This is a genomic window from Halobacillus karajensis, from assembly GCF_900108515.1.
Taxonomy (GTDB): Bacteria; Bacillota; Bacilli; order Bacillales; family Halobacillaceae; genus Halobacillus; species Halobacillus karajensis.
This window is the reverse complement of the sequence record NZ_FNWW01000006.1, coordinates 135,064-153,344: the sequence shown is the minus strand read 5'-3', so window position 1 is coordinate 153,344 and position 18,281 is coordinate 135,064. Positions and strand designations below refer to the sequence as shown.

Here is an 18,281-nt window from a genome sequence, read left to right as displayed (position 1 = left end):
ATAGCCCCCTTTTTTAAAAATAAAACGCTGCATGCGTCGATCGCATGCAGCGTTATTTTTTATGCCGGCAATACTCCAGCACCTAGGAAACCAAAACCTAAAATGATCGCAATGATGCCAGCGATCAATAGCTGGGCCCACCAGATGCCCGCCGGTTTCTTTTTCTTATACTTGACTGTGACCATTTCCATAGCTGCTACGGTCCATAAACCAACAAGCAATTTAATAATGATTAATGGACTATATACAGCGTAACTTGCAAACAGAGAACCTCCAGAGTAAAGAATAAGCAAATAAAAGAGACGAAGAATCATGTGAGAAATCTTTGCCGCTTTCTCATTGCCATTGCGGGTGAACGTTGTCACAAGTGCGACAAGCACAAAAGCAATAACCCAGGAAGTGATATGTAAGTGCGCCATCGTTTTCCTCCTTTTATATGAGTCTATGGCTATGATACCACGACTAATATCAAGTTTCCTATCGATATGTTAGGTGTGCTATTTTCTTATTATTAAGAAAATAGTGCCGAAACCTGTTATAATAATGAAACACTGAAATGTAAATGGAGGGATAGCATGTCTGTAATCAGTAGTCAGAACATTATCGACCAAACACAGGAATACGGAGCGAAGAACTACCATCCACTTCCGATTGTAATTGCCAAAGCTGAAGGTGTCTGGGTGGAAGACCCTGAAGGAAACCGTTACATGGATATGTTAAGCGCATACTCCGCCGTAAACCAGGGCCACCGTCATCCGAAGATTATTCAGGCGCTGACAGATCAAGCGAACCGTGTAACGTTAACATCACGGGCATTTCATAATGATCAGCTTGGACCTTGGTACGAAAAAATCTGCAAACTGACAAACAAAGAAATGGCACTTCCGATGAACACAGGGGCTGAAGCAGTCGAGACCGCCATTAAAGCAGCGAGACGCTGGGCCTATGATGTGAAGAAAGTCAAAGAGGATAAAGCAGAAATTATCGCCTGCACAGGAAACTTCCACGGCCGGACAATGACAGCCGTCTCCCTTTCTTCCGAACAGGAATATAAACGCGGTTTTGGGCCAATGCTTCCTGGCATCAAGCTTGTCCCTTACGGGGATATTGATGCTTTAAAAGAAGCAATAACAGAAAACACAGCCGGTTTTATGCTCGAACCGATTCAAGGAGAAGCAGGCATTGTTATGCCGCCAGAGGGCTTCTTGAAAGAAGCTTATGAAGTATGTAAAGAAAACAATGTCCTGTTCATCGCTGATGAAATTCAAGCGGGACTGGGTCGTAGCGGGAAAATGTTCGCTTGTGACTGGGAAGGCGTAAGCCCTGATATGCTAATCCTCGGGAAAGCCTTAGGAGGCGGTGTATTCCCAATTTCTTGTGTGGTTGCGAACAGGGAAGTCCTTGGTGTCTTTAATCCTGGGTCCCACGGCTCCACATTTGGTGGAAACCCACTTGCATGTGCCGTTTCTGTTGCATCCCTTGATGTCATTGAAGAAGAAAAATTAACAGAACGCTCCCTTGAGCTTGGAAATTATATGATGCAGGAACTAAAATCCATCGAAAACCCGAAGATTAAAGAGGTACGGGGCAAAGGGCTCTTTATCGGCGTCGAAATGACAGAGCCAGCCCGTAAATATTGTGAAGAACTAAAAGAAAAAGGCTTACTTTGTAAGGAGACTCACGAAAACGTCATCCGTTTCGCTCCCCCACTTGTGATAAAAAAAGAGGACCTCGATTGGGCCATTGGGCAAATTAAAGCCGTTTTGAGCTAAGCATCATTAGAAACAGCACCCCTTGATTGGGGTGCCGTTTTCATTTTATTTAAGCGACACAATTTTCTTTTGCTTCCAGGGCGCAAGAACCACTTCAACCGTGCGTTCTTCCCGCTGTTCCCAAATTGCCCCTGTATTCTCTTCAATGTAATATTTCCCCAAACCAATATCCACCTGATATTGGTCCAACGCGGAGGCTGATGTTTGATATTTTGAGGATAAGACGACCTGGCCATCGGACTTTTCCGGCCAGATTGTAGAAGCTTCCACAAGTTCATATATACCCTCTTCATTTTCTTCTAATAGCAGGAATACCTTCTCGCCTCTGTCCACCGTTTCTTCCCCTTTCCATTTTTCTTCGGGAATTTGTTCAATATCATAATTCAGTCTTACATAATCACCGTAAAAGGGGTCACGTGGGTCAACAGGGGCCGTCTTGAGTGTAATTGTTTTCCCCCATAAATCCATAGCATAGTAGGAAACGGACATAAGAATAAGAAATAAGAGTTGAAGGAAAACCAGAGCATAGAAGAACCACCTGCGCTGTTTCATTTCTCTCCCCCTCCTCTCTGCATAGTCCGTCTTTTTTTCTCAAGAAAGTAACTGAGCGCAAATAATAAAACACCACCGATGAAAAAGAATAATGAGCGGTCCATGAAATCCCAGGCGAGTTGGAAGTAGGCAATAAATGTTGTCAAAAGGAAAGCGATTGTACCTTTATTCACCCAGCGGGAAACTTCCTGATGATAACCGGAAATCAGCCAAAACAGCGCGTATAGAAATAAGATAAGTAACGAAAGCCCATCTCCGAACTCAAACCTGAACACGGGAACAAATAATAAAAGGTCAATCCAATAATAGTTAGTCGAACTCATAGCCAATCGTACGACAGAGAATACGAACAAAACGGCCCACGCAAGAAAGAAGTAAAGCGATGATTCAGTAAGCTCCCCTACATATTCATTCCCAAGGAAAAAGACTTGGAAGATTAGCATTAAGAATACAGACAGCATACTAAGGGTTTTAAACACTCGCAGACTTCCACTTTTAATAAAGAAATCCTCCACCACATAGAGAAGCAGGAATAAGACAATCAACCAGTAGTATGGCATTCCTTCACTGAAAACGAGGATAATAGCATGAACCACATAACTGATTGCAAATGCAGACAGTTGAGGGATATGACGTGACTTTACCACCACCCAGCCTAATCCAATGAAGAACAAAAGCCCCAGCCATATATGAAAATGTTGATATACGATCCCACTATAAAACTGCCCTATAGTCACAACTATAAGTGTCGCATAGAAAAAAGAAGCGTCTTTGAAAAGAAAGAGCAATCCCAAACCGACAAGCGACCACAAAAAGAATGGAAACGCACTGAATGAAGTGTAGTGATACATTTGGCCAACAAGAAAAATGCTCGATCCGAAAATGACAAACGCTACTAGAATAAGACTGATACCTACTCGATTTGATTTTCTCCGATACACCCAGTCCCCTGCCAGATAAAATGCCGTCATGGAAAATATCAGGATTGCCATTCTTCCGAAATCCGTTAAATACGACCAATTGGATGCAACGAAAGTCAAAAAACCAAGACCGATAAAAAGTGCTGCAAAAGTTAACAACATGGGTTTATTTTGTTTTTTCGGATAGCGTTCCATTAATTGTTCACGTTGATCTTCACTGATAATGGCTTCTTCTACCCATTTTTTACTTTCTTTTACAAGATGATCACGGTTCAAGACGTCTGCCCCCTTCGTTATGAAGCCGCCTTTTTCTTACGTTTCATCGGCTGCTTCTTTCCATACGTCAATGTCCGCCATAACCATTCCAACGGACCATAGCGAAACTTCTTCAACCAGGCCTTACTTGCAAAAGTCTGGAGTGTGAAAACCACAGCAACAATTACCACGTTCCCTGTGGGAGAAACCTCTCCATACCACCCCAGTCCTACAGAATAAAAGAGGAAAAAACTTATAATAGACTGTAAAATGTAATTCGAAAGCGACATCCTTCCCACCCAAGTTAAAGGATGAATAAGACGGGCACCAATTGATATCCGAAACAATAGAGTAATAGATAAGACATAAAAAATAGCCGAGGCGGAACCCCCGATACTATCCTGGGCAAGTTGGAACCATTCCGGGTTTCCGTATAGGTGTGGCCCTGCTTTAAAAACAAAGAACAGCAAACCAGTAAGCGCCCAGATCTTCTTTATGGAACCTAGATGGACATCCGGATCATGTAACAGCCGCTGACGGCAAAAATACATTCCAAACAAAAACATCGGGATTAGACTCAAGGCAAGAAAAGGAAGGTTCCCCCATTGGTTCGCGTAAATCCAATCATTCACGTTTTGACTCCATATATCCAAAAAAGAACCATTGGAGTAATTTTGGAGAGCCTCTTGAATCGCAGGCCGGTGTATGATCCCTTGGATTTGATTACGAATCAAATAAAGCGAAAAGGTAAGCGGAAGTACAAGAAAAGCGAGCATTCCAAAGGCCCACGTTAACAGCGTACTCGGATTCACTTTGAAAAAAAACAGCAAACTAAAACCCAGTACTCCATAGGAAAGAAGGATATCCCCATGCCAAAGTAAGAACGCATGGATAAGTCCAAATCCCGTAAGCACAAACAATCGCCTTACTATGACAGGTTGGTAAGCCATTCGCTTTTCTTCAAGGCGGTCTTTCATCATTTGAATTCCAAAACCAAACATAAATGAAAACAATGTATAAAAACTGGCTTGGAAAAAGATATCGATAAGCTTTTGTATGGTATGACTGAGAGGTGATGACCAATATTCTCCTGCCCCGCCATATAAAAAATACGGAGCGTTGAACGCCGGTACATTGACCATGAAGATACCAAGAATGGCAAGGCCCCTTGCAGCATCTACCCAGTCAAGTCGTTCCGATTCACGAAGAGGTGCACCTTTTATTTTCATATGTATTCCCCCTATAATCGTTATTTTACTGTTCTTCCGTCATTTAGACAATGAAGTTTCATAAACTATAGAAAGGAGTTTTCGTTATGCCAGCAAAAGTCGGAGCCGTCAAAGTACTCACCCTTTCATCATCAAGTATTTTTAATATCGGTGATGTCTATAATATGTCCCCGCATGCCTCAGCAAAGACCTTTGCTGGTGGTGGCTCATTTAACACGGGTGATGGCATACGGGTGAGGCTAAATCGCGCGAACACCTTCATCAATGATTCAGAAGTGTTCGATCAGTCAGTTGTTAATAACGACTAGGAGGTTTATCTATGAATCTCACTGTCCATCAGTCGATTTATATCCACTTTCTGCGTATTGGTACGGTGGCCAGCTCGTCCATCGTACAAATTGGCAGTTCAGGGGTGATTCAAGCAAAAGCCGACCTTTACAATACTGGCGGTTATACGGAACCTGCCCCTGAAGCACTGCCAAAAGAGGGGGAAGTCGACATTCCCGAAGCTGGTACCGGCACGCTGGTCCCACTTTCTATAACATAGACCCCTCCTTTCCCTCATAAAGATAGATTAGGGGGTGAGCGCACTTGAACCAATACCATTCTTGGCAATCGTGGATTCAACAAATGATGAATCAACTGCAACAACAGCAGAAAACGATTGACCAATTACAAAAAAAAATCAAGGATCTACAATCTGTTGAACAACCGCCAAAGACAGTCATCGAAAAAATCGAATATCACTTTGACCAACTGAAAATCGAGACGCTCGAAGGGACCCTGCAAATCGGCCTGACCCCAAATGGATCCGAGCTATCTGACATTAGTGATCTATATAGCAAACAACAGAACACCCCAAATACACAGTTGCCGAAGACAGATGATCAGGCGCTTCATTTTCTCCAAGAATATATGACTTCTGATATCCCAGGGTGGATGAATCAATATGTGCGGGACCACGATATTCAAGTGAGTGAAAATCATAAAGAGCGTATGATTGCAGATATTCGCAAACAATTGCCCCAGCGAATGGAATATTACCGGGGGCAAAAACCAGAAGCCCCGCCGGAGGAAATCTTCCATCAAATTCAAACGGAGATTCAACACTCAATAGCTCAATACTTCGAAACTTTTGAAGGAGATGGTGATGAATGAACCATATTGTTCATAATTACGGCCTACATGTTGGGCATATCCGTGTAACAGGTGTTTCCGGTTCTTCCTTATTTTTAGTGGGAGACAACAAAACCGTGAGGCTGCAATCTTTTTTTGATACACCTCCAGAATCTTTAATCATTCATCCAGAAGCCCAAACAGAAGAACAGGCCTATGTGAATATGGAAGAAGATGAAGGCAGTGAAAACAGGTAGCATGATAAAACGGATGGTCTATGTTGACGAAATGGAGACCCAGTCTTTAACCATTGGATCTATTTTAGAAATCGGTGACGTTTATCGTGCTGCTCCTTTCTCTAAAATTTTAGCTGTTCAAAGAGAGGGGGGAGTCCAGTCAGACGTTTTCAATTTTGAGGACTACTCCATCTTTTCACTAAAAAGCACACCCCCGCTTGCTCCTGTGGAAATTCAATCCTATACGTATCAAAACCGTCCCATTCAAGTAGACAGCATACGTGTCCTCGGTGTCTCAACGGCTAGTGTATTCCAGATAGGCGGCATTGAACATATAAACGCCATCAACTATACAAAACATTTTCGCCTTCTTGAAGAAGAAGAACATTAAATGCCCAACCTGCATAGTCTGTAACTATAATGCTTGAATCGCACCAAAGGGAGGCGATTACGATGCCGGCTATTGTCGGACCTATCAGCATCAACAGCGTTGGTGGTGGTGTGGTAAACTTCGGAGACTCCTTTTATTTGTCTCCAAAATCCACCTCCAAAACGAATGCCGGATCAGGAGCACTGAATACAGGAAACTGGATTATTACAAATAACGGACTCAGCTCCACGAACCCTTTTGATCCTGACGTTGCCGATCAGAATATAACAGCCAATGCTTAAGAAAGAGCGTCTCACTTTTAGAGGCGCTCTCTTAAGTTTGCAGCTATCATAAAGCCGTCTCTCAAAACGCAGATAACCGAAATCTGTTCCCTTTGGTCCTATTTAAGAAAGGAACTTTTCTGTTTAGGTTCGAAGCTCAGGGATGATGTCCCCCAAAAAAAGCTTGTAGAGAAATATAACCTTCTTTCTCTACAAGCTTAAAAAACGGTGTACAGTCTTATTTTTAAATGGGGCTTCATCGTTTTCACCGATCAGCGGTGATTAGTAACACAAATTACATGTTTCCTCGATCAGTATCGACTTCCACAGCAAGTGATCCATCAAAGAAGTACAAACAGCTTTTCCGTACCGGCTGCTTCCATATTTTTTCTAAAGCTGTCTGATATAAGCGGAGCTGTGTTCGGTAACGGTCTGCTAATTTACTTTCTACCCCTTGGGCCTCTTCAGGAACCGTATCCGACTTATAATCTAAGATCAGCCAGCCATCCTCATATGGAATCATGGTGTCAATGACCCCTTGGATGAAGACTTGCTCATCTGTTTGCTCCTCCCATTCAGCATAGACTTCATTTGCTGGGAGGGTAAGGCTAAATGGAACTTCACGCTCTATACGGTCTGTTTTCAGTACATAAGCACCAATATCCGTTTGAAAGAAATCGGCAATGGCTTGAAAATCAATGACATCCGCTTCTTCTCTTCGCAGGATTTCTTTAATCACTAAATGCTCGACATACTCCTCTACGTCAGGAGACGTCCACACTTTTGTAAATGGCAGGTGCTGCATTACTGTATGCATGGCTGTCCCGCGCTCCGCTGCCGTCAACTGCTTCTCTTCCTGCATAAAACGAGGCCGCTTTACAATGGGAGCACGGTATGGAATTAGCAATTGATCACTTGAATATTCGTCTTTCGTTTCCCGTTGCCGCTTAATTTCCGTCACGGTTTGTTTCGCACGTGTGGAGGCAGCCTTTCGATGCGGATACTCAAAATCCAGTCGTTCCACAAGGGACTTGTCGACTTCTTCACCTATGGGAACCGTCTTCCATTGTTCTACCGCTTCCTGCAGCTGCTCATCACGTTGCTCTTTCACTTCATCCAGAACGGCGAACTCACTTCCGTGTGCAATGTGTACACGCCATTGAGACTCATCATAGTGAATCTCCTCTGCTGTCATGACTTCGATATCTCCTCTGAGATCTTCTGTATGCTTGTGTCGGATAAGGGCCGGTCCCACCCAGTCCAGATAGGATTTTGCTTCTAAACGATCATGAGGAGGAAGCACCCAGTCCCGAGCATCAACGAATGTCTGCCATTTCTCCTGTTTCTTTTCAAAGGATGCAACATTACCGACCATGACAAGTTTTTCCTTTGCTCTTGTTAAGGCAACATAAAGGACTCTCATTTCTTCGGCAAGGAGTTCCCGACGTTTTGCCTCCTTCAAGGCATGGTAAGCAAGGGTAGGATACATAAGCCTTTTTTCAGGGTTAATATAGCGAGACCCAAATCCATAATCTTTATGAAGCAAATATCGATTCTTCAAATCCATCATGTTGAATTGTTTGTCCATAGCGCCAAGGATGACGACTGGAAACTCCAGCCCCTTACTCTTGTGAATCGTCATGATGCGCACAACGTCTTCCTGCTCCCCAAGAGCCCTAGCCGCACCAAGGTCGTCTCCGCGCTCTTCAATCCGTTCAATAAAACGGAGAAAACGGAATAAACCCCGGAAGGTTGTTGTTTCATACGAACGGGCTCGATCATATAAGGCCCTCAAGTTCGCCTGGCGTTGACGTCCCCCAGGCATTCCTCCAACAAAATCATAATAGCCCGTTTCGCGGAATATTTCCCAAATAAGTTCAGACAAAGCTCCCTGTCTCGCACGTTCACGGAAGCTTCTCAATCGCCCAAGAAAACCATCTATTTTATGTCCGAGTTCATTCTTCACCTTATAAGCCTGCATGGCTTCATAGTAAGTCGCTCGCTTTTTCACCAGCCGTATTTGAGCGAGCTCGTCTTCATTAAGACCAACAATGGGAGATTTGAGCACGGAAGCAAGCGGGATATCCTGCATCGGATTATCAATAACCTTCAAGAGACTGAGCATGATTTTAATTTCGATGGCTTCAAAATATCCTGTAGACAGTTCTGCATAAATAGGAATGCCCTGCTGCTTCAGTTCTTCAACAATGGTCGGTGCCCATGTCATGGATCGCATCAGAATAACAATATCCCGGTATTGTAATGGCCGTTTCGTCTCTGTTTCTTTGTCCACTACCTGAAGGGGGGCACTCCCTTCATAACCAAGCCACTTTCTAATCATCTTCCCGTAGGCACGGGCTTCCAGCTGTGCTTTTTCCAAATCCTTATAAGTTTCGTCCTCTTCGCTTTCCCCTTCTTGGGATTCACGGTCAATAAGGAAAAGTTCCGCATCCGCGTCATCTGCCGTCAGTTCATCATAAATTTTGTTGCTGTAGATGAGTTCTGCATCCTTTTCATATTCCATTTCCCCGACTTCTTCATCAAGCACTTGACGGAAAATGTAGTTCGTTGCATCTAGTACCTGCTTACGGCTTCGAAAGTTTCGAGCAAGATCTATTCGTTCCCCCTGTTCCTCTTCACTGTCGTAACGTTTGTATTTATTAAGGAATAACGAGGGTTCTGCATGTCGAAAGCGATAAATGCTCTGCTTGACATCTCCGACCATGAACAAATGACCAGCACCTTCCCCTTCTGTAAGAAGTCTCAGCAAGGTTTCCTGCACAAGGTTTGTATCCTGATATTCATCAATCAACACTTCAGAGAACTGTTGTTGAAAGCTTTCTGCCACAGCAGAAGGAACAAGATCACCAGGTGTCGCTGTTTCATCAAGCAAAATTTGCAGACAATAGTGCTCCAGGTCAGAAAAATCAACGATGGCTTTTTCTTTTTTCAACTGTTCGTATCGTGTCTTGAAGTCTTTCACGATGATGGCCAGCTGCTCCATGACTGGATATAGATCCTGCATATCTTTTAAATAACTGTCGAGCGAACGCGAAAACCATTCGTCCCGAACTTCATTCCAGCGTTTTTTATAACGATCGCGGATCTTCTTCGCCTGTTCCTTCTTATCAGCATCACAGTCCATTTTTTTTCGAGATAATGTTGCGAACTTCTGCCCAGCCATAAAGTTCTGCATTTCTGTCCAGGAATGGGCAAGAGCTCCTTTGGCCTGCTGGATTAATTCTAAATCCGACTCCGCTGTTTCTCCGTACGCATAAGGCCCTTCGGGCTCAAGAGTAAGCTCAAGCACTTGTCGTGCTTCTGTTTCCATCGCTTTTAACTGACTGGTTACCTCTTGTTTTAAAAGATTGAGCCATGGCAAGTCAGCTTCATTTTCGACATCCTTGACGTTATACATCTCCACCATTTGATCGATCCAAACATCCGGCCACGGATTTTGAGTAGCGAACGTATAAAGGTCCAACACCAGTTTCTCGACATCTAAATCGCTGCGGTCGCTGGAGAAACGTTCCACAACGTCAAAAAAACGTTGTTGCTCTGTCCCTTCCTTCCCATACCATTCTTCAAAAAGATCTTCCAAAACTTCTTGTTGAATCAAATCTGATTCCACTGTATCTGCAATTCTGAAGCCAGGATCAAGGTCTAACAAATAGGCGTACCGTCGCACCACCTCCATACAAAACGAGTGCAGTGTTGAGATGGAAGCATTCTGTAACAAGGAAAGCTGCTTCTTCAAATGATGAGACCCCGGATTTTCTTCCAGGGCTTTCGCCAATGCCTGTCCGACACGGTTTCTCATTTCCTGTGCCGCTGCGTTTGTAAAAGTGACGACAAGCAATGAATCGATATCCACCGGGTCATCTTTATGCAGCAGTTTTTGTATAATCCGCTCCACCAGTACGGCTGTTTTCCCAGAACCAGCAGCCGCTGCCACGAGAATATTAGAGCCATGTGAGTAGATCGCTCGTTCTTGTTCTTTTGTCCAGCTGACCATTACGCATCCCCCTCTCGCTTCGTCAGTTTTTCTAGTACATCTTCATCTTTCATTTCTTGCAATTTGCGATAATTGTGTTCTTCGAGAGTCGGATCAAATTGACAAACCGAACGATAAGAACAAACTTCACAGGCGACTTGCTGGTTTTTCTGAAACGGATCGAGGTCAACTTTACCATCCGTTATTCTTGTTCCTGCTTCTGTCATCAAATCACGGATATATAGCTTCAACTGCTCGAACCGTTCTTCATCAGCTGTTTTCGAACTTTTATAAAATCCGCCCTTCGCTTTCAATGCGGCGGGTACAATCTGGCTATAGCCTTTATCAAGTCCTGTATCCATCATCTGGACGACGCGTTCATTTTCCAGCAGCACCCCCTGCATTTTGAACTTTTTGAAGATCTCTTCTTCAATTTGCTCATCTTTAAGCAACTGTTTCCCTGTGATCATTGGGTTGTGAACATGGAAATACAAAACACCTGCAGGCGAGGCATGCTTTCCAAGCCAATATTCTGCATTCGTCAACACCACATCTAAATAGGCAAGCATCTGCAGGGAGAGGCCATAGAAAACATCAACAAGACTTAATCCTTTGCTGCTCGACTTGTAATCAATAATTCTCAGGAACAAATCCTCTTCAGATAAAGCTTTATCCACCCGGTCAATGCGCCCCCGTAACATTAATTCATATCCGTTTGGCAAATCGAACGAAAGCGGTGGAAGCTTTGCATCGCCCCCTGTTCCAAAACCAAGTTCCAGTCCAACAGGTGAGAATTGGCTTTTTCTCGCCTGCTCACTTAAAACAAAGGCTGCCCTTGCAATGACTTGTTGCAGCTTCCTCTGGATATATTGATAACGATTTGAACTTTTCAAGATTTGGTTTTGCAAAATCGGTGCCAGCTCGTTCGTTGCTCTCTCTGCATAGCGATCTGTTTCCTGACGTTTTAGTTGTGAAAAGTCACGCCCTTCAGCCTGGACCCATTCGGTAATCTGTTTAAGTGCTTCATGGAAAAGCTGCCCTATATCCGGTGCATCAAGTTTGTACGTCCGTCTCTCTTCCAAACCCAGACTATGCTGAGCAAAGTATTGATAGGAACAACGATGATACGTCTCCAGACGTGAAACACTTGTTTTCACCTGCTTGTCAAATAGTCTTCCAGTTGTCTCTTTCGATAACTGCACAGGTTTGTTCTGGTAAAACAGACTTTTAAGAACCTTACTCGTCATCCCATCCGACGGTTCATGGTCTATATACCAATTGAGCAATGCCCACCAGACCGGCTCCATCTTATACCCTTTTAAATAGCGTGCAAATTGGGAGGTGAGCGCCGACCTTGTTTTATGAGGATTCGTTATGAAACGTGTAGCTTCATACAAATCATCGGGATCCTGTAAAAGCACATGGTTTTGAGTAGAAGGAAATAATTCCTCTATACGCTGGATGAGGGTAGCAGGAACCTTCGATTTTCCTTCTTCATTGCTGAGTGGATAGCTGATCCATAGTTTATCAGCAGGCATCGTCAAGGCCAAATACACATAAAAACGGTCATCAAGCAGCTGCCGGTTACTGCCGTTAGCGAGCTGAAGTCCGTGCTCTGCTAATAATGAACGTTCCTGTTCAGAAATCATCCCTTCACTCGGTGGCTTCATCGGCCACATTCCGTCCGTTACACCTAGAAGAAACGACGCCTTAATCCCCGTCATCCTTGAACGATCAACACTCCCAACGATGACGTGATCCATACTTGGCGGCACGTGAGCAAAGGTTAGGGACTCTAATCCACTATCGATTGTATTACGAAAGACTTGCAAGGACATTTTTTCCTCGCCTGCCATTTCGACCATCTCATCAAGCAACTGTAAAAAATCATCCCATACTTGTTCCTGCTCTCGCCCGCGTTCAATTTCCCCTTTTTCATCATAAAAATTCCGCCAGGACTCAAGCTGATCCGGGACTCTCAGCCCCTCCAGCCATAAGTAAATGATGCGTGCCCTTTCCTCTATGGTCTCAGCGGCCCGCAAGTCTTCATCAAACAATTGCAAGGCCTGCCGTACCTGTTCGCGATAAGCATTGATTCTTGTCTGCTTCGCTTTTTCCTCATCTGTTTGGGCGGACTGTTCAAATCCACGAAAACGCTGATAAATCCAGGGTTCATTCGAAAACCACTGGGTACGGGCGCGAATCCCATATTCAAGCACATAGTTTTCAAGTTCATCAATAGCGTCTTCCGTGAGCGGGTATTGACGATCGGTCGCTGGAATGAAACCCGTTTTCAATAACCGGAAGACAGCGTCATAACGAAAGTTCCCTTCCACAACGTCGAGACCAGAACGGACAAGCTCAATCATTGGATGGTTAAGCATTGTCCTCTTCTCATCAATGAATACTGGAATCTCATAATCATCAAACAGCGTTTCAATCAAACTATGGTAGACCTCGGGCTCACGCATTAAAATAGCTATATCCTTAAAACGATAGCCTTCATCACGAACAAGATGGAGGATTTCCTGAGCCACCCCTTCGACTTCTGCACGGGGGTGGACAGCCTCTGCTATCTGAATCGGAACCTCCCCTTTAAAAGCCTCCGCTGGGCGGACATCATAATACTTCTCTAAATGTCTGAGTGCTGGCCGATCTTTCATCCGCCCTGCGGTATGGTCAAGAATTTCCACACCCTCTATAGGAACCCCCGCTTCTTCTGCCACCTTTTTCAAATCCAGATACGTTTGTTTCGTCTCATGGAATAAATCAAGCTCCTGATTTTCTTCACCTGTCGGCTGTTCGGTCGTCAATGTGAGATGAACGGTGTCTACTTTCTTAAGTAATGTTTCGATGACCTGATACTCCTGTGGGGTAAAGCTGTGGAAGCCATCAATATACACTTCTGCCCCATCTAAAAAAGCAGCTTCAGGAATCTTACTTGATAGCAGCTGTAATTGATCTTCACTATCTATGTACTGCTCTTTCAAAGCGTCGACAAGTCGATCGTAAATGTAGCCCAAATCATCAAGTTTGTCTCGGAGGCCTTGTTCCTGGCTCGTGGAATGAACGAACTGATCAAGAGCGTCCATCTGTGCATGAAGATCATCCGGCTTAATTCGGTAACGTTTGAACTCTGTAATCATCCCTTCAAGCTGTTCAATGAATCCCTGTTTCTCGACGGCCTTTTGAAAGACACGCCAATCTGAAGTACGTTCTTCCACAATTTTCCGAAGCATCATCTGCACTCCTGTGGATGTGATGAACTTCTTTGTTCCTCCACCGGTTTCCTGGAGGACCCGCCAGGCCAATCTGGAGAAACTGAAGACTTGTGCTCGGATGGAGCCTTCCACTCCCTCCCTCTTTAGGAGTCCGTACTCCTGCTGGAAGGTCATCTGATCCGGAACAATATAGATAATCGCTGGCCCCCGTGGATCATCCTTTAATTTCGTTTCAATCTCATTTAAACAACGTGTGCTTTTTCCTGATCCTGAACGACCAAGCAAAAAACGCAACCCCATACCGATCGCTCCTTTCTCTCCATCTCTTTCTATTTTATCATTTTTATCTGCGTTATGATGAAATGACGCCTTCTGCATTCGGTAAGAAAAACGTTAGCCAGAATCACCTTTCAAAGGCTTGCAATATTCCTAAAACAACAAAAGGAAAGGAGTGACTTGCTCGCCCCAAACCATTAAAAAACCGCCCCAATAGGGCGGCTGATTAAAATTGCACTCCAAGCTGGTTAACCGGCCAGTATCGCACATCGACTTTTCCGACGACCGCCTCTGCCGGCACCAACCCGAAATAGCGACTATCCAGACTGTCACGCCTGTTGTCTCCCATAACGAACAAATGACCCTCCGGGACCGTCTCGTGTCCCGTTACTTCCTCTAAAGTAAAGTCATTCGTAAACGGAAGGCCGTCACTCGGGCGGAGCGGATCGAGGTAACTTTCCTCCACCTTTTCTCCGTTGATATACAACTGATCGCTTTTAACAGCAATCTCATCTCCAGCGATTCCTATGACACGCTTCACGTAATCTTCTTCTTCATTTGCGTGAAAAACGATGACTTGCTGTCTTCCAATTTCCTTCCAATCATAAACCGCTTTATTAACCATTAATAAATTTCCATCATTGAGTGTTGGTTCCATCGATTCACCATCCACAATATAGCTGGCGAACAAATAGGAACGGAACACAAAAGCTAACAGCAGTGCGATTAATATCGTCCGGGTCACTCTACGATATTTTTTCATATAGTTTTGCCTCCAGGTGGTATACTACAACCATTTTACCCTCGATGAGACAAACTTAATCCCTACTGCGTGCTTTCTGCTCCACCTTTATTTGAACTCTCTTTTCAATAAACTTCCCAATCACCCAGAAAAGGAGGATACAGATTCCAACCACAATTGACTTTACAGGATTCTGTGCAAAGGAAGCAATGCTTGAGCCCACGTACGCAATCGTAAAAATCATCACGGCTTTCCCTAAAAGAACAGCAAGGATAAACTGCTGCCGGCTGACTCTTGATAATCCTGCAACGATATTGATAATGGAGGAAGGAGAGAACGGAAAACACATCAAAAGGAAAAGCGGTCCAAACCCATGCTCTTCTACCCACCTCGTCACTCTTTTCACCTGTTTTTGTCTTGTGATCTTCCTGAATAGACGCTTGTCCCCTAAACGACGAATAATAAAAAACACACCTAAAGATCCGATAACAGCTCCGATCCAGGAATAAAGAAACCCTTTAAACAACCCATACACGACAGCATTTGCTAATACGAATGCGACCAAAGGTAAAATTGGCAGCAATGCTTCGATTAACGGGAACAGAATCCCTGGGATCGGTCCAAACCGTTCTAAACCTTCAAGCTGTTTAATTATATAATCAAATAATTGGTCATTCTCTGCTAAACTGCGCCATTGATCAATTTTCCCCATCACTGCACCCATGATGCGACTCCTTAAGTACACTAACATTCAGTGCCTGTTTTTTCTTTATTTTATCGAAAACAAAGCTTTCTGCCTACCCGTTTGTGTTCACACATCTAGCTTTTCCCCATCTTTCCACTTTCAACCTTTTCTTAAAACTCCCTTGCATAAAATAGACTTATACATGGTATAATACAAACAAGAACGCCTGTTCGCATATTTGGAGGGGAATGATATGAGGTATTTAAAACAGAAAGAATTAGATCTCGCTTCCCGCTACTTGTTTTTATCTATGGCCATCACTGTCATCAGGCAAGATCGGAAACACATGGAGCAAGGGAAATTCAAAATTAAAGAGCCGTATATGGAGCTGCTTGGGAAAATGGAGCTTGAAGCGCGGCAGGAACGAAGGAAACTAAGGAAACAAATGGATCAAATGAAACTTCAGGTCGTAGAATCAGGAAGAAATGATTCGTTTACCTCTTTTTTGTTCCTGGCTCATGGTTATGAAGAAAAGCGCAACTACTTCAATCCAGCTATACGAAAAAAAGTGGAAAATATATTATTTGAACTTATGAAAAAGTCTCAGCAATCCGTTCCGCACGGTTATCAGCAACCACAGACGCTGGATGGAAGCGGTCTTCCAGAATAACGCGCAAATGGGCTGTGCGCTGAACTTGATTCGCAAACATGCCATCAGAAACGGGAAGGTTGATGGAGTCACCGTTAGCAAACTGAACGGTTGTCGTCTTATTGGGTTCCCCTTTGTAGGAGCGAATATATTTATGGGCGATCCAGGAGCAGTCTTTTCGTTTCGGAGAGATAATGGGGAAGAAATAAATACCCATCGCTTCAGATATGACGATCGGTGGCTTGTGAGTGTAGCCGGTCAGTTGTTTTGTACCGGCGATACGCCCTTCGAGGCTGCTTGCAAAATAGCGGCATGAACGATCAATAATATCCCTCGGGCACTTGGGAATGAAAAAATGTTCATCCGTCTCCATAACTTCTGTAAAGACTTGTCCACCATCTTCTTGCTTTGCCACAAGTGCAATGGTTTGTGGGTTAATTTCGTATTCTTTTTCAGGAACATAGGTCATCCACTTCAACACCCTTCTATTCAAGTGGCGGCAGTCCCCCTAATAGGCCGAACTAACCGCTCATCTTCTTTAATTTACCAAATAGCGGGGCGAAAGTCTAAACATTATTATAAAAATGTTTCAAATAGCTTCATCTGCTATACTACAGTTACACTTGTTCTTCTGCCGGCCCTTTCCTTTCTTCCTTTTCTTCCCAACGTCCAAAATCAGGATTAAGTAGTGTAAAGAAATCAAGTTCTGGCTGATGAACTGGCTTATTTTTCATTTAAAACACCTCTCGAACAAATTTTATTTAGGAGGAATGTACAGATGTGGAGCCGAAAGAATAAAAAGTCGAAAGAAACGAAGGTAGAGAAAAGAGATATATCCATTCATGAAGTCAGAAAAGCGGTCCATGCATTTGCAGACTCCAAGCCTAAGGAGGTCCCCCTTAGTGTAGTTATTAAGGAAGATCTGACTTTGGACTATAAACTTCTGGCCCCCTATTTAAAAGCTGTACCTGTTCAGAATTTCTATATGTCCCGGGAGACCTATGAGTTGTTTGAAGAACAAGACAAAGACCTCGCCTTAGATATTGACCTCATCCAACAAGCTGTGGACGAGTATATAGAACAAACACAAGAACTTCCGATCATTGATGATGATCCATATAAACGGATAAGTTATTATAAGCTCGAGCGCCGCGATTTGTTACATCGACGGCCAAATCGTGACTTTTATCTCACGAACGAAGAGTTTATGATTACCTACAAGAAGCCCCGATGATTACTCGTCCGCTGTGGCTCAGCACCCGTGCAATAAGACCATCAGAAGCAAAAAAAACGTTTGCCTTCGCTTTTTTCAATAGTTGAACGATTCTTTACTAAAGGTGTAGCATCCTAAAATTTCGGAAGACCTTTATCTTCTTCGGTCGTCATCTCTGATTCAATTCCACCAGGAAGAACCATTCCCCCAGACCTCCATAGCCCAAGTTCAATAGCTCCTGGACTTACTGCGGTAGAAGCCTTCATCTTTGTGGTAACATCCAGCTGAATTGCCAGCACTTATAGGAATAAATGGATTTTCTGCCCCCGGTCGTCCCGGTGCCATGGTCTTATCCGGCTCCTTTAATGATTGTCCGTCCTATTATTTTGAGCAAGAACATCACCTGTCATACTTCTGTTCTTATTAAAATTTACTGAATAAAGGGGAAGAGGAAGAGGAAGAGGAAGAGTCACTAAACGAGCCCATTTTTGATAAAAAAAGTGCCCATGCTCTACGAGAACATGGGCCAAAAGAGACGACTGGTTAACTTTTGAGTGAGGGAATAAATTGTTGGAAAAGTTCTCTGAGAGGAAAGACTTTTCCATGACACTCATCAGTAAAATTAATTACTGACCTATTTATGACAACCAAATCATAAATAGTTATGAGATAAATAAGCATCACCGCTTATCTGTTTCTATTGTAGTACACCCTTGGTCCGTGTTCACCGAAAAAAAGTTGCGGAGGTCCGCAAAGTGGTGCGAATTTTC

19 protein-coding genes are annotated in these 18,281 nt (G+C 43.7%); 9 read left to right on the top strand and 10 right to left on the bottom strand.

What is annotated here, in order from left to right; genetic code table 11:
• Positions 1-59: 59 nt before the first annotated feature.
• Positions 60-419, bottom strand: coding sequence for a YisL family protein (locus BLW54_RS13710; protein WP_035510137.1), 360 nt, complete (start codon positions 417-419; stop codon positions 60-62).
• 156 nt (positions 420-575) lie between these two features.
• On the opposite strand from BLW54_RS13710, the gene BLW54_RS13705 reads away from it, so the two are divergent.
• A complete protein-coding gene (locus BLW54_RS13705) occupies positions 576-1,772 on the top strand; it encodes an ornithine--oxo-acid transaminase (protein WP_074735228.1) in 1,197 nt (398 codons plus the stop codon).
• A 45-nt stretch (positions 1,773-1,817) separates the two neighbouring features.
• On the opposite strand, the gene BLW54_RS13700 is transcribed toward BLW54_RS13705, so the two are convergent.
• The 3 genes from BLW54_RS13700 to BLW54_RS13690 are packed head-to-tail and all read right to left on the bottom strand — an operon-like array spanning position 1,818 to position 4,728.
• Positions 1,818-2,324, bottom strand: a complete 507-nt coding sequence (locus BLW54_RS13700) for a GDYXXLXY domain-containing protein (RefSeq protein WP_035510133.1) — start codon at positions 2,322-2,324, stop codon at positions 1,818-1,820.
• Positions 2,321-3,520: a DUF2157 domain-containing protein gene (locus tag BLW54_RS13695; RefSeq protein WP_074735226.1), complete on the bottom strand. Its 1,200-nt coding sequence runs from the start codon at positions 3,518-3,520 to the stop codon at positions 2,321-2,323. The genes BLW54_RS13700 and BLW54_RS13695 overlap by 4 nt, the downstream gene beginning before the upstream one ends.
• A 17-nt stretch (positions 3,521-3,537) precedes the next feature.
• Complete coding sequence (locus BLW54_RS13690; protein WP_074735224.1) at positions 3,538-4,728, bottom strand: DUF418 domain-containing protein; 1,191 nt, start codon at positions 4,726-4,728, stop codon at positions 3,538-3,540.
• An 86-nt stretch (positions 4,729-4,814) separates the two neighbouring features.
• Between BLW54_RS13690 and BLW54_RS13685 the strand changes: the two genes are divergently transcribed.
• The 6 genes from BLW54_RS13685 to BLW54_RS13660 all read left to right on the top strand — a co-directional run bounded on the left by BLW54_RS13685 (position 4,815) and on the right by BLW54_RS13660 (position 6,752).
• Positions 4,815-5,036 carry a spore germination protein gene (locus BLW54_RS13685; RefSeq protein WP_035510128.1) on the top strand — a complete coding sequence of 74 codons (222 nt, stop codon included), beginning with the start codon at positions 4,815-4,817 and terminating at the stop codon, positions 5,034-5,036.
• Between the two features lie 11 nt (positions 5,037-5,047).
• Complete coding sequence (locus tag BLW54_RS13680; RefSeq protein WP_035510126.1) at positions 5,048-5,275, top strand: spore germination protein GerPB; 228 nt, start codon at positions 5,048-5,050, stop codon at positions 5,273-5,275.
• A 44-nt stretch (positions 5,276-5,319) separates the two neighbouring features.
• Entirely contained in the window at positions 5,320-5,886 is a 567-nt protein-coding gene (gerPC, locus tag BLW54_RS13675; RefSeq protein WP_035510124.1) for a spore germination protein GerPC, read from the top strand.
• Positions 5,883-6,101 (top strand): spore germination protein GerPD, encoded by a 219-nt coding sequence (locus BLW54_RS13670; protein WP_035510122.1) that lies wholly within the window; start codon positions 5,883-5,885, stop codon positions 6,099-6,101. The genes gerPC and BLW54_RS13670 overlap by 4 nt, the downstream gene beginning before the upstream one ends.
• Positions 6,079-6,471 carry a spore germination protein GerPE gene (locus BLW54_RS13665; RefSeq protein ID WP_392387202.1) on the top strand — a complete coding sequence of 131 codons (393 nt, stop codon included), beginning with the start codon at positions 6,079-6,081 and terminating at the stop codon, positions 6,469-6,471. Before BLW54_RS13670 ends, BLW54_RS13665 begins: the two co-directional genes overlap by 23 nt.
• Before the next feature lie 62 nt (positions 6,472-6,533).
• Positions 6,534-6,752 carry a spore germination protein gene (locus BLW54_RS13660; protein ID WP_035510121.1) on the top strand — a complete coding sequence of 73 codons (219 nt, stop codon included), beginning with the start codon at positions 6,534-6,536 and terminating at the stop codon, positions 6,750-6,752.
• A 274-nt stretch (positions 6,753-7,026) separates the two neighbouring features.
• On the opposite strand, the gene addA is transcribed toward BLW54_RS13660, so the two are convergent.
• From addA to BLW54_RS13640, 4 genes are all read right to left on the bottom strand, one after another.
• Positions 7,027-10,746, bottom strand: a complete 3,720-nt coding sequence (gene addA, locus BLW54_RS13655; protein WP_074735222.1) for a helicase-exonuclease AddAB subunit AddA — start codon at positions 10,744-10,746, stop codon at positions 7,027-7,029.
• Positions 10,746-14,246 carry a helicase-exonuclease AddAB subunit AddB gene (addB, locus tag BLW54_RS13650; RefSeq protein ID WP_074735324.1) on the bottom strand — a complete coding sequence of 1,167 codons (3,501 nt, stop codon included), beginning with the start codon at positions 14,244-14,246 and terminating at the stop codon, positions 10,746-10,748. Before addB ends, addA begins: the two co-directional genes overlap by 1 nt.
• Before the next feature lie 202 nt (positions 14,247-14,448).
• Positions 14,449-14,985: a signal peptidase I gene (gene lepB / locus BLW54_RS13645; RefSeq protein WP_074735220.1), complete on the bottom strand. Its 537-nt coding sequence runs from the start codon at positions 14,983-14,985 to the stop codon at positions 14,449-14,451.
• A 55-nt stretch (positions 14,986-15,040) separates the two neighbouring features.
• Positions 15,041-15,688, bottom strand: coding sequence for a TVP38/TMEM64 family protein (locus BLW54_RS13640; protein WP_074735218.1), 648 nt, complete (start codon positions 15,686-15,688; stop codon positions 15,041-15,043).
• Positions 15,689-15,902: 214 nt separating this feature from the next.
• Here BLW54_RS13640 and BLW54_RS13635 point away from each other — a divergent pair, with 214 nt between their 5' ends.
• Positions 15,903-16,319: a YhjD family protein gene (locus BLW54_RS13635; protein ID WP_035510114.1), complete on the top strand. Its 417-nt coding sequence runs from the start codon at positions 15,903-15,905 to the stop codon at positions 16,317-16,319.
• On the opposite strand, the gene BLW54_RS13630 is transcribed toward BLW54_RS13635, so the two are convergent.
• Positions 16,240-16,791 carry a competence protein ComK gene (locus tag BLW54_RS13630; RefSeq protein WP_244153518.1) on the bottom strand — a complete coding sequence of 184 codons (552 nt, stop codon included), beginning with the start codon at positions 16,789-16,791 and terminating at the stop codon, positions 16,240-16,242. The two genes, BLW54_RS13635 and BLW54_RS13630, sit on opposite strands and share 80 nt — an antisense overlap.
• A 285-nt stretch (positions 16,792-17,076) precedes the next feature.
• Between BLW54_RS13630 and BLW54_RS13625 the strand changes: the two genes are divergently transcribed.
• Positions 17,077-17,532, top strand: a complete 456-nt coding sequence (locus BLW54_RS13625; protein ID WP_035510113.1) for a DUF3939 domain-containing protein — start codon at positions 17,077-17,079, stop codon at positions 17,530-17,532.
• Between the two features lie 113 nt (positions 17,533-17,645).
• Here BLW54_RS13625 and BLW54_RS21200 read toward each other — a convergent pair whose 3' ends face one another.
• Positions 17,646-17,777: a hypothetical protein gene (locus BLW54_RS21200; protein WP_279626559.1), complete on the bottom strand. Its 132-nt coding sequence runs from the start codon at positions 17,775-17,777 to the stop codon at positions 17,646-17,648.
• Between the last annotated feature and the right edge of the window lie 504 nt (positions 17,778-18,281).

Excerpts from the sequence above, each read along its gene's own strand:
- BLW54_RS13710 (WP_035510137.1), bottom strand. The coding sequence starts at position 419 with ATGGCGCACTTACATATCACTTCCTGGGTTATTGCTTTTGTGCTTGTC.
- BLW54_RS13705 (WP_074735228.1), top strand. The coding sequence starts at position 576 with ATGTCTGTAATCAGTAGTCAGAACATTATCGACCAAACACAGGAATAC.
- BLW54_RS13700 (WP_035510133.1), bottom strand. The coding sequence starts at position 2,324 with ATGAAACAGCGCAGGTGGTTCTTCTATGCTCTGGTTTTCCTTCAACTC.
- BLW54_RS13690 (WP_074735224.1), bottom strand. The coding sequence starts at position 4,728 with ATGAAAATAAAAGGTGCACCTCTTCGTGAATCGGAACGACTTGACTGG.
- BLW54_RS13685 (WP_035510128.1), top strand. The coding sequence starts at position 4,815 with ATGCCAGCAAAAGTCGGAGCCGTCAAAGTACTCACCCTTTCATCATCA.
- BLW54_RS13680 (WP_035510126.1), top strand. The coding sequence starts at position 5,048 with ATGAATCTCACTGTCCATCAGTCGATTTATATCCACTTTCTGCGTATT.
- BLW54_RS13670 (WP_035510122.1), top strand. The coding sequence starts at position 5,883 with ATGAACCATATTGTTCATAATTACGGCCTACATGTTGGGCATATCCGT.
- BLW54_RS13665 (WP_392387202.1), top strand. The coding sequence starts at position 6,079 with ATGAAGGCAGTGAAAACAGGTAGCATGATAAAACGGATGGTCTATGTT.
- BLW54_RS13660 (WP_035510121.1), top strand. The coding sequence starts at position 6,534 with ATGCCGGCTATTGTCGGACCTATCAGCATCAACAGCGTTGGTGGTGGT.
- addA (WP_074735222.1), bottom strand. The coding sequence starts at position 10,746 with ATGGTCAGCTGGACAAAAGAACAAGAACGAGCGATCTACTCACATGGC.
- addB (WP_074735324.1), bottom strand. The coding sequence starts at position 14,246 with ATGGGGTTGCGTTTTTTGCTTGGTCGTTCAGGATCAGGAAAAAGCACA.
- lepB (WP_074735220.1), bottom strand. The coding sequence starts at position 14,985 with ATGAAAAAATATCGTAGAGTGACCCGGACGATATTAATCGCACTGCTG.
- BLW54_RS13640 (WP_074735218.1), bottom strand. The coding sequence starts at position 15,688 with ATGGGTGCAGTGATGGGGAAAATTGATCAATGGCGCAGTTTAGCAGAG.
- BLW54_RS13635 (WP_035510114.1), top strand. The coding sequence starts at position 15,903 with ATGAGGTATTTAAAACAGAAAGAATTAGATCTCGCTTCCCGCTACTTG.
- BLW54_RS13625 (WP_035510113.1), top strand. The coding sequence starts at position 17,077 with ATGTGGAGCCGAAAGAATAAAAAGTCGAAAGAAACGAAGGTAGAGAAA.
- BLW54_RS21200 (WP_279626559.1), bottom strand. The coding sequence starts at position 17,777 with ATGAAGGCTTCTACCGCAGTAAGTCCAGGAGCTATTGAACTTGGGCTA.